The sequence below is a fragment of the Streptomyces sp. NPDC039424 genome, assembly GCF_055639495.1.
In genome coordinates this window covers 196,071-206,907 of the sequence record NZ_JBVKAI010000003.1, presented here as the reverse complement: position 1 = coordinate 206,907, position 10,837 = coordinate 196,071, and the positions used below count along the sequence as shown (strand labels likewise).

7 protein-coding genes and 1 pseudogene are annotated in these 10,837 nt (G+C 71.6%); 6 read left to right on the top strand and 2 right to left on the bottom strand.

The genetic code is table 11. The features are described from left to right. Window positions 1-248 precede the first annotated feature (248 nt). The gene (locus ACZ7L0_RS09160; RefSeq protein WP_471241790.1) at window positions 249-1,628 is read left to right on the top strand and encodes an aminotransferase class V-fold PLP-dependent enzyme; all 1,380 of its coding nucleotides are present in this window, start codon (window positions 249-251) and stop codon (window positions 1,626-1,628) included. Window positions 1,629-1,637: 9 nt separating this feature from the next. Here the strand turns inward: ACZ7L0_RS09160 and ACZ7L0_RS09155 are convergent, their stop codons facing one another. Then, window positions 1,638-2,612, bottom strand: a complete 975-nt coding sequence (locus ACZ7L0_RS09155) for a carbohydrate kinase family protein (protein ID WP_471241789.1) — start codon at window positions 2,610-2,612, stop codon at window positions 1,638-1,640. A 128-nt stretch (window positions 2,613-2,740) separates the two neighbouring features. Between ACZ7L0_RS09155 and ACZ7L0_RS09150 the strand changes: the two genes are divergently transcribed. Next, the gene (locus ACZ7L0_RS09150; protein ID WP_471241788.1) at window positions 2,741-2,950 is read left to right on the top strand and encodes a hypothetical protein; all 210 of its coding nucleotides are present in this window, start codon (window positions 2,741-2,743) and stop codon (window positions 2,948-2,950) included. Window positions 2,951-3,066: 116 nt separating this feature from the next. Continuing rightward, entirely contained in the window at window positions 3,067-4,845 is a 1,779-nt protein-coding gene (locus ACZ7L0_RS09145; protein ID WP_471241787.1) for a hypothetical protein, read from the top strand. Between the two features lie 111 nt (window positions 4,846-4,956). Here ACZ7L0_RS09145 and ACZ7L0_RS09140 read toward each other — a convergent pair whose 3' ends face one another. Then, window positions 4,957-5,313 (bottom strand): HesB/IscA family protein, encoded by a 357-nt coding sequence (locus ACZ7L0_RS09140; protein WP_269658862.1) that lies wholly within the window; start codon window positions 5,311-5,313, stop codon window positions 4,957-4,959. A 265-nt stretch (window positions 5,314-5,578) separates the two neighbouring features. On the opposite strand from ACZ7L0_RS09140, the gene nadA reads away from it, so the two are divergent. From nadA to ACZ7L0_RS09125, 3 genes and pseudogenes are all read left to right on the top strand, one after another. After that, on the top strand, window positions 5,579-6,763 hold the full coding sequence (gene nadA, locus ACZ7L0_RS09135; RefSeq protein ID WP_471241786.1) for a quinolinate synthase NadA: 1,185 nt from the start codon (window positions 5,579-5,581) through the stop codon (window positions 6,761-6,763). Window positions 6,764-6,868: 105 nt separating this feature from the next. Continuing rightward, the gene (locus ACZ7L0_RS09130) at window positions 6,869-8,290 is read left to right on the top strand and encodes an alpha/beta hydrolase (RefSeq protein WP_471241785.1); all 1,422 of its coding nucleotides are present in this window, start codon (window positions 6,869-6,871) and stop codon (window positions 8,288-8,290) included. 85 nt (window positions 8,291-8,375) lie between these two features. Beyond that, window positions 8,376-10,837 (top strand): annotated as a pseudogene (locus tag ACZ7L0_RS09125) (tetratricopeptide repeat protein); the annotation flags it as partial.

The following is a 10,837-nucleotide window of genomic DNA, read 5'->3' as shown; positions in this document are numbered from 1 at the left end:
GGCCTTCTCGCTGGTCGGTCGCCGCCCTGCGTCGGGCAGGGGTTTGATGTTTATGCGGACCAAACCCTACTGGACGCCTACCGGCGGCTCGCGGGGAGGGTGCCATTCGCGCGGCGGGTCACTCCGAAGGGGGGTTGGGAGGTGGGGGGCGCCTGGTGGCTCGGGGAGTTCGGTTGTGTGCGATCGCGGATCCGTCGTGGTTTCTCGGGCGGTTCCCCGCGCCCCTTCAGGGCGCTTAGCGTTGCCGTGTGTCCTACTTCGATGCCGCTTCCTCCGCTCCTCTCCATCCCGTTGCCCGGCAGGCCCTGCAGGCCTCCCTCGACGAGGGGTGGGCCGATCCCGCGCGTCTGTACAGAGAAGGGCGGCGGGCCCGGCTGCTGTTGGACGCGGCGCGGGAGGCGATGGCCGAGGCGGTGGGGTGCCGGGCGGACGAGCTGGTGTTCACCTCCTCCGGTACGCGGGCGGTGCATGCGGGGATCGCGGGGGCGCTGGCGGGGCGCCGGCGGGTCGGACGCCACCTGATCGTGTCCGCGGTCGAACACTCTTCGGTACTCCATTCCGCCGACGCGCACGAGGCGGACGGCGGCACGGTCACACAGGTCGCCGTGGACCGGGCGGGCCGGGTGGCGGCGGGGTCGTACGAGGAGGCGCTGCGGCCCGAGACCGCGCTGGCCTGCCTCCAGTCGGCCAACCACGAGGTGGGGACCGAGCAGCCGGTGGCGGAGGTGGCCGCGGTCTGCCGGGAGGCCGGTGTGCCGCTGCTGGTGGACGCGGCGCAGTCGCTGGGCTGGGGCCGGGTCGAGGGCGACTGGTCGCTGCTGACGGCGAGCGCCCACAAGTGGGGCGGGCCGGCGGGTGCCGGGCTGCTCGTCGTCCGCAAGGGCGTGCGGTTCGCGGCGCGGGGGCCGGTGGACGAGCGGGAGTCGGGGCGGTCGCCCGGCTTCGAGAACATCCCGGCGATGGTGGCCGCGGCGGCCTCGCTGCGGGCGGTACGGGCCGAGGCGGACCGGGAGGCGCTACGGCTGCGGGAGCTGACGGAGCGGATCCGGGCGCGGGTGGCGCGGTCGGTGCCGGACGTGGAGGTGGTCGGCGATCCGGAGCGGCGACTGCCCGGGATCGTCACCTTCTCCTGTCTCTACGTCGACGGAGAGACCCTCCTGCACGAGCTGGACCGGGCCGGTTTCTCCGTCTCGTCCGGGTCGTCCTGCACGAGCAGCACACTGACGCCCAGCCATGTGCTGAAGGCAATGGGGGTGCTGAGCGAGGGCAACGTGCGGGTGTCGCTGCCGCCGGGGACGGCCGAGGAGGACGTCGAGCGGTTCCTGTCGGTGCTGCCGGACGTGGTGGCGGGAGTGCGGGAGAAGCTGGGCGCACCGGTGCCCGCGGCGGCGGTGGTGCGGCCGGACGAGGTGGTCGTCGACTCGCTCGGCAAGCGCTGCCCGATCCCGGTCATCGAGCTGGCGAAGGTCATCGGGAACGTACCGGTGGGCGGCACGGTCCGGGTCCTGGCGGACGACGAGGCGGCGCGCCTGGACATCCCGGCGTGGTGCGAGATGCGGGGTCAGGAGTACGTGGGCGAGGAACCGGCGGACCACGGCTCGGCGTATGTGGTCCGCCGGGTTTCGTAGCTCCGTGGCTCAGGCGAGGTGCTGCTTGACCTCGGCGGCGGCCTCCTCGCCGTAGGCCTTGGTGAAGCGGTCCATGAAGTGGGCGCGGCGCAGCTGGTACTCCTGGGTGCCGACCGTCTCGATGACCAGGGTGGCGAGCATGCAGCCGACCTGGGCGGCGCGCTCCAGGGAGACGCCCCAGGCAAGGCCGGAGAGGAAGCCGGCCCGGAAGGCGTCGCCGACGCCGGTGGGCTCGGCCTTGCGCTCCTCCTGCGGGCAGCCGACCTCGATCGGGTCCTCACCGGCCCGCTCGATGCGCACCCCGCGCGAGCCGAGGGTGGTGACCCGGTGGCCGACCTTGCCGAGGATCTCCTCGTCGCTCCAGCCCGTCTTGGACTCGATGAGGCCCTTCTCGTACTCGTTGGAGAAGAGGTACGTCGCCCCGTCCAGCAGTATCCGGATCTCCTCGCCCCCCATCCGGGCGATCTGCTGGGAGAAGTCGGCGGCGAACGGGATGTTCCGCGTGCGGCACTCCTCGGTGTGGCGGAGCATCGCCTCCGGGTCGTCGGCGCCGATCAGCACCAGGTCGAGGCCGCCGACGCGGTCGGCGACGGTCTTCAGCTCGATCTGCCGGGCCTCGCTCATCGCGCCGGTGTAGAAGGAGCCGATCTGGTTGTGGTCGGTGTCGGTGGTGCACACGAAGCGGGCGGTGTGCAGGGTCTCGGAGATGCGCACCGACTCGGTGTCCACGCCGTGCCGCTCCAGCCAGGCGCGGTACTCGTCGAAGTCGAAGCCCGCGGCGCCGACGAGGACGGGCCGGGTGCCGAGCTGGCCCATGCCGAAGGCGATGTTCGCGCCGACGCCGCCGCGGCGTACGTCGAGGTTGTCGACCAGGAAGGACAGGGAGACCGTGTGCAGCTGGTCCGCGACCAGCTGGTCGGCGAAGCGGCCGGGGAAGGTCATGAGGTGGTCGGTGGCGATGGAGCCGGTGACTGCGATGCGCACGGCGAGTGTTCTCCTGGGGGAGGCGGCTTGACAGTTCACGCTACCTGGTCCGTGCCGGTCTCAGGAGCGGCAAAACTACCCGATAGTAGATCTTTATCGGCCGACGTCGGCGTGCTTACGGTTTCGGTATGACGAACCTCAAGGTGCACGCCCCTCTCCCGGCCGACACCGACGGCGACCTTGCGTCCCTGCGCGGTGACTGCGCCCGGATGGCTCCGCACTGGGCGGTGCCGGACCGGGACTCCTCCCTTCCGGTGCCCCCGTCGCTCATCCACGGCGTGAGCGTCCCCGCGACCTCGGCGCGGCTGCTGGACGCGATGTCCGACTACGGCGACTGATTCATCCGGTCCGTTCGAGTCCGGTCCGGCCGAGGGAACCGCTCGCTCACCTGCCGCGTCCCATCGCCGTCCCCCGCGGAGGGGATGCGGGATACGACCCAGCAAGGAGCGATGCGGTGAACACCGAGCGACCCGAGAACGACGACGCGGACGCGGGCACCGCCGGGGGAGCCTCGGCGGAGAAGGAGGTTCCGGAGCCCGAGGTCGCGCCCGAGGCGGCTACGGAGCCGGAGGGCGCGCCCGAGGCCGCTGCGGAGCCGGACAGCACGCCCGAAGCGGCGGCGCCCGTGGAGGCCACCGCGGCCGAGAGCGAGCCCGCCGGTGACGGCGGTGAGGCCCCCGAGGTCGAACCCGAGGCCGAGGCTGAAGCCGATGCCAAGGCTGAAGCCGAGGCCGACGCTCCCCGGGCGGACGCCGCCGCCGGCGAGACCCCGGACGTCGAGGACACCGAGGTCCCCCGGAGTGGCGAGGCGGAGGACGAAGGGCCGGCGCGCCGCCGCTCCCCCGCGGTCATCGCGTCCGTGGCCGCCGCCGTGCTGCTGGTCGGTGGCGGTGGGGCGTACCTCGCGGCGAGCACGAACAGCGGTTCGAGCGAGGGCGCGGGCCCCGCGGCGTCCGGTGGCGGCACTCCCCCGCCGCTCGCGCTGGACGGTTATGCGAACACCGGCGGGATCGCGCCCGGTGAGCCCAACCCGTACGGCGTCACCTACAAGGCCGAGGGCAGCCTGCCCGGCGGTCCCGGCTCGGCGCCGGTGTACCGGGCGGACGGTGAGGTCACCAAGGACGAGGTGGCCCGCCTGGCCAAGGCGCTCGGCATCGACGGGACGCCGGTGGCCGAGGGGCGGAGCTGGCGGGTCGGGTCCGGGAAGGACGGGTCGGGGCCGACTCTGCAGGTGAACAAGGAGGCACCGGGGACCTGGAGCTACAGCCGGTACGCGCCCGGCACCGACAACTGCCAGAAGATCACCGTCTGCACGCAGGACCCCGGCGCCCCGGTCACCGAGCGGGTGAGCGAGGCCGCCGCGAAGAAGGCGGCGGCGCCGGTGCTGAAGGCGCTGGGCCAGGACGGCGCCAAGGTGGACGCGAGCCAGATCATGGGTGCCCAGCGGGTGGTGAACGCCGACCCGGTGGTGGGCGGGCTGCCCACGTACGGCTGGACGACGGGCCTCACCGTCGGCAAGCAGGGCGAGGTGGTCGGCGGGCACGGTGAGCTGAAGGCGCCGGTGAAGGGCGACACGTATCCCGTCCTGAGCGCGCAGAAGACGCTCGGCCTGCTGAACGCGACGCCCGCGACCGACCACCGCATGGGTATCGGCGGCTGCGCGAGTCCCGTACCGAAGAAGGACCGGCTCGAACAGCCGTGCGGCACGTCGGCGTCGACGTCCGCGTCCACCGCGCCGACGCGCGAGACGCTCACCATCGAGAAGGCGGTGTTCGGGCTGGCCGCGCACTCCGTCGGGGGCCGGCAGGCGCTGGTGCCGTCCTGGCTGTTCCAGGTGCGGGAGGCGGGCTCCGACGACTTCACGGTGACCTATCCGGCCGTCGACCCGAAGTACCTGGCGTCGTCGAGCTCGCCGTCGGCGTCACCGGCCGAGCAGTCCGTGGAGGTGACGGGCTACAGCACGGCGGGCAACAGCCTGACCGTCGCCTTCGAGGGCGGGGTGTGCGCCGACTACAAGGCGTCGGCGACCGAGGACTCCGGCAAGGTGACGGTCACGGTGACCGAGACGCCCTGGACGAACAAGATCTGCGTGCTGATCGCCAAGGTCTACCACCGGACCGTCCACCTCGACGAGCCGCTCGGCGACCGCAAGGTGGTCGGCTCGGACGGCCAGAGGATCGCGAAGGAGCGCCCGGGCGCCCGTCTGCCGAAGTCGTCCACGCAGACGCGCTAGGAGCCCGAGGTCCGTCCGAGGCCCGTCCGAGGCCCGGGAACGAGCGAAGGCGGCGGCCCCCGTCGGAGGGGGCCGCCGCCTTCGTGGCGCTCGGCCGGAATTCAGCCGGAGTCAGCTGAAGGAGTCGCCGCAGGCGCAGGAACCCGTCGCGTTCGGGTTGTCGATCGTGAAGCCCTGCTTCTCGATCGTGTCCACGAAGTCGATGGTGGCGCCGCCCAGGTACGGGGCGCTCATGCGGTCGGTGACGACCTTGACCCCGTCGAAGTCCTTCTCGACGTCGCCGTCGAGCGAGCGCTCGTCGAAGAAGAGCTGGTAACGCAGGCCGGAGCAGCCGCCGGGCTGGACGGCGACACGCAGCGCGAGGTCGTCGCGGCCTTCCTGGTCGAGCAGTGCCCTGACCTTCGACGCGGCGGCGTCGGTCAGAACGATGCCGTCGGTGACGGTGCTGGTCTCGTCCGATACGGACATCTACATCTCTCCCGGGTTGTACGGAGACTGCTTGCCGACGAGTGCAACCGGCGGGTCCGCGGATTCATTCCGGGCCGGGCATTCGCGTTTTCGCGTTTTCTTCCTCTTCCTTCATGCTCGCACACGCCCGGCGGAGCGGACAGCAGCCTGTGGACGGCCCCATCGGGATTCACGTCACATCGACGCAATGACCATCGTCAAAGTGACGTGAAGCAAGCTATGATAGATAGCGTCAGTTCGACGAAAAGTAGAAAGGGTGCGTGTCGTGACCACCGCCCAGACCCCGGAGCTCGACGTACAGCCGACTCCCCTCGCCCTGCTGCTCCTCGGCCGTGAGGCCGACCCGAAGAGCGAGCGCGGCGTCGAGTGCCCCGGCGACCTGCCCTCGCCCTCCGACCCCGACCTGGTCGAGCGCGCCCGCGCGGCCAAGGAGAAGCTCGGCGGCAAGGTCTTCGTGCTCGGCCACCACTACCAGCGCGACGAGGTCATCCAGTTCGCCGACGTCACGGGCGACTCCTTCAAGCTGGCCCGGGACGCGGCCGCGCGCCCGGAGGCCGAGTACATCGTCTTCTGCGGTGTGCACTTCATGGCCGAGTCGGCGGACATCCTGACGTCCGACGACCAGAAGGTCGTCCTGCCGGACCTCGCCGCCGGCTGCTCCATGGCCGACATGGCCACCGCCGAGCAGGTCGCCGAGTGCTGGGACGTGCTGACCGAGGCCGGGATAGCCGAGCAGGTGGTCCCCGTCTCGTACATGAACTCCTCCGCGGACATCAAGGCGTTCACCGGCAAGCACGGCGGCACCATCTGCACGTCGTCGAACGCCAAGCGCGCCCTGGACTGGGCCTTCGAGCAGGGCGACAAGGTCCTGTTCCTGCCCGACCAGCACCTCGGCCGCAACACCGCCGTCCGCGACATGGGCATGTCCCTGGACGACTGCGTGGTCTACAACCCGCACAAGCCCAACGGCGGCCTGACTGCGGACGAGCTGCGCGCCGCCAAGATGATCCTGTGGCGCGGCCACTGCTCCGTCCACGGCCGCTTCAGCCTCGACTCGGTGAACGACGTCCGCGCCCGCATCCCCGGCGTGAACGTCCTGGTCCACCCCGAGTGCAAGCACGAGGTGGTGGCCGCGGCCGACTACGTCGGCTCGACGGAGTACATCATCAAGGCCCTGGAGGCCGCACCGGCCGGCTCCAAGTGGGCCATCGGCACGGAGCTGAACCTGGTCCGCCGCCTGGCGAACCGTTTCGCGCCGGAGGGCAAGGAGATCGTCTTCCTCGACAAGACGGTCTGCTTCTGCTCGACCATGAACCGCATCGACCTCCCCCACCTGGTCTGGACCCTGGAGTCCCTGGCCGAGGGCAACCTGGTCAACCGCATCGAGGTCGACAAGGAGACGGAAGCCTTCGCGAAGCTGGCCCTGGAGCGGATGCTGGCGCTGCCGTAGGCACCGGCGCCGCTCGGATGCCCCTTTCTGTACGGAAGGGGCATCTTTTCGTACCGTGCGTCACTAGCCTGGTCTCCTTACGGCACGCGCACGCACGGGGGCGGAATGGCAACACAGCGTGGCCCGGTCGGCGACCTGGTGGTCGTGGTTCCGGGGATCATGGGGAGCCGCTTGGCGGACGCCGACGGGAACGAGGTGTGGGGGCTCTCGGGCCGGGCCCTGTTACGCGGTATCAGGACACTCGGGAAATCCCTCACGCGTCTCGCCCTTCCCCCGCACGTGGGCGACGGGCACCCGGGTGACGGGGTGCGTCCCGTCGGGCTGATGTCCGACCTGCACGCCCTGCCCGGTGTGGCATCCCTGGTCGACGGCTACAGCGGGCTGCTGGACTGGCTGGAGCGGAACTTCACGCTGCGGCGGCGACTGCCGGGCGAGGACCCGGCCACTCCGGTGAACCTGGTCGACTTCGCGTACGACTGGCGGCTGTCCTGCCGTTACAACGCCGAGCGGCTGGCCCGGCGGGTGGACGAGGAGCTGGGCCGCTGGCGCGCCTCGGCGCCGGAGCGTGCGGGGGCCAAGGTCGTGTTCGTGTGCCACTCCATGGGCGGGCTCGTCACCCGGCACTACGTCGAGTGGTGCGGCGGCGCGGAGGTCACGCGCCGGGTCATCACGCTGGGAACGCCCTACCGAGGCTCGCTCGACGCGCTCCTGTGCCTGGTCAACGGCTTGCGGCCAGGTCTCGGTCCGTTCCGGCTCGATCTCACCCGGTTCGCGCGCAGTCTGCCGTCCCTGCATCAGCTGACGCCGGACTACGCCTGTCTGGAGGGCGTCCCCGGGCACGGCGACCTTCGCTACGCCCGCGAGGTGACCGGCCTTCCCGGGGTCGACGAGGCGCTGCTGAAGGATGCCGGACTGTTCCACGCGGTGCTGCGGGAGTCGCTCACCGGGGCCGCGTACGGGGTGGAGTTCCGGCCGGTGAGCGGAGTGCTGCAGCCGACCCCGACCACCGCGCGCCTCGACGGCGAGGGCGTGCTGACGGGACTCCTCACCATCGGCGGCGCCGACGAGGGCGGCGACGGGCGGGTGCCCCGGCTGTCCAGCGCCCATGTGGGGCCGGGCGGGGCCGCGTACACACCGTGGGAGCAGCACGGCTCCCTGCAGAACAACGAAGCCGTGCGCTGGGCGCTGTGGGGCTGGCTCGCGGGTGCGCCGCCGGTGCACCGGGGCCCGGACGAGGCGGCCGGTGCGGCCCCGCTGGGCGTCAGCATTCCGGACATGGTCGTCGAGGGCGAGGCGTGCGAGGTCGCGGTCACGGTGCCGGGGGACGTGCCCGGGCACGAGGAACTGGCGGTCACCGTGTGCGTGGAGGGCGGTACGACGCGGGCCATGCGGAACCTGGGCGGCGGACGGTACGCGGCGGTGCTGACCGGGCTGGCGGCGGGTGCGCACCGGGTGCGGGTGGGTACGCGAAGCGCGGACGCTACGACGGTGACAGCGCTGGTCCTGGTGGTGGAGAGGGACTCCTGAAGTGGCTGGGGGTACTGGGGGTACTGCGGGGGCTGCCGAGGAGGGCTCGGCGGAAGGCCCCGCACCGAGAGCGACGGCGTTGTGCGTGGTCTGCGAGTCGTACGCCGACGAGCACGAGTTCCCCCGGCTGGAGGGAGCGCGGGCCCAGATGGCGGAGATCGCCGGGCGACTGCGGGAACTGGGCTTCGCGGTACGGGTGATCGGGGCCGACGCCGACAATCCTCCCGACCTCGCAACCTTCAGGAGGGAGAAGGAGGAGTGGCGGGAGCACTGGCGCCGTGAGGGCGGGAACGGGCCGGCGCTGATCCTCTGGTCCGGGCATGGCGTGCTCGACGGGGAGGACCTCCGTCTGGTCCTGAGCGATCTGAAGCTCACCGGAGACCAGTTCGAGCGGACGATGCGGCTCCGTGAGCACGGCGTCACGGCCGAGCAACTCGTCACGACGGCCATGGCGTCCGGTGCCGACCAGATCCTGCTCTTCGTGGACGCCTGCCATTCCGGCGCCGGGATGAGCCAGAGCGTCCGGGTCGCGCTGGAACACCTGGAGGGCACCTCGTTGCCGCCCGGCCGCTCGAAGTGGCTCGGTGCGATGGCGAGTTGCCGGAAGAAGGAGCTCTCGGAGGGCTATGGCCCTCTCCTCAAGGCGGTGGCCGACGTCCTGGCCGACGGCCCGCTGACAGGCGAGTACCTCTCGGCGTGGAGCACGCACAACGAACTCGTCACCGGGGTCGACCTGCTGGCCGCCGTACGCACGCGGTGGGACGAGCCGGGTCAGCAGCCGGAGCAGGTCACAGTGGGCGGCGAACGCCCTGCCTACCCCAATCCCAGGGCCGTACCCGGCGCCCCGCCCGCCCTCGTGGAGCACCTGGTGCTCGCGGCGCGCGGGGTCGGGCACCGGGAGGAGGGCTGGTTCTTCACCGGGCGGCGGCGTGTGCTCGGACGGATCGTGGAGTGGATGGACGCGGGGAGCCCCGGGCTGTTCCTCGTGACCGGACCGGCCGGCTGCGGGAAGTCGGCTGTGCTGGGCCGTATCGCGACGCTCGCGGACCCGGTGCAGCGGGAGGAGGCCGTACGGCAGGGCTCGCTGCGGGAGGGCGACCCGGATCCGGGGGTACGGGAGCCTCGTTCGTTCGCCGCCGTGCATCTTCGGGGGCTCAACGCCACGCAGGCGGCGGTCGAACTGGCGGAGCAACTGGGCCTGCGGGAGCCGAGGAACGCCGACGCCTTCCGAGCCGAGCTGCGTGAGCTGACCGCGCCTCCGGTGATCGTTCTGGACGGGCTGGACGAGGTGCCGGCCGAGCACACGCAGGGCGTGGTGGAGGAGCTCGTCTTCCCTCTGAGTCGCATGGTTCCCGTGCTGGTCGGCTCACGGGAGCGGCCCTTCCGGAGCAAGCTGGCGGAGGGCGAGACATTGTCAGCCGCTCTGGTTCGCCACGTCGGAGCGGGCGTCACCGCCGTGGACCTGGAGCGTGAGCCGGACACGCGGGCGGACATCACCGGGTACGTGCGCAGGCGGTGCGAGGCGGCGGGGCTGGGAGCGGAGGACGCGGTCGCGGAGATCGCCGGGGCCCTGGCGGGCCGGGCGCGGGAGGAGGGCGGGGGGTTTCTCTTCGCGCGGCTGGTTACGGGGTTCCTGATCGCGGAGATTCGCAGCCAGGGTGAGGACGTTGTCGTGGAGAGCGATGACCTGCTCGCCCGGCTGCCGGACTCGGTGGAGGCCGCTTTCGAGGAGGATCTGCGGTCGGGGCCGACGCGCGTACGAGAGGACGGCACCGAACTCCCGGGGGCGGCTCGCGATTTGCTGACCGCCCTGGCGTGGGCGGCGGGACGGGGCATGCCTGCGGGTGGGGTGTGGGAGGCGGTGGCTTCGGCGCTCGGGTCCGGCGAGGGCAGCGTCACCTATGACGAGGGGGATGTGGACTGGGTGCTGTCCGCATACGGGAGGTACATCGTCGAGGACAGCGAGAACTCGCAGGCCGTGTACCGGCTGTATCACCGGGAGTTCGTGTCGTACCTGAGGGGGCGCGAGGGGCCCGGGGGTGCCGCTGCCGGGGAGGCGGTGCTGCGGGCGGTCGTGGGGCTGCTCAGGAGGCAGGCACGGGTCGGGGATTGGGGGGCGGTCGATCCGTACGTGCGGAAGTGGCTGGCGACTCATGCGGTGTGGACCGGGGGGCCGGGGCCGGGTATCGACACCCTGCGTGAACTTGTGGCTTGGGACCGGGACAGTGCTCTGCCGCATCTTGCGAAGGCGCTCTATGGCTTCGCAGTCGCTCTGGCCGAGCGGGGGGAGCGGGAGGCTGCCGTCGAACCTTCACGCGAGGCAATGGAGATCTACTCCGGGCTGGCCGATGCCATGCCCGATGCATACCTCCCCAACCTCGCTATGGCGCTCAACAACCTCGCCGTCCGCCTGGCTGAGACCGGAGAACGCCAAGCCGCACTCGAACCCGCCCACGAAGCCGTCCGCATCTACACCGACCTCGCCCACACCAACCCCGCCGCCTACCTGCCCGCCCTCGCCACCTCCCTCAACAACCTCGCCAACCC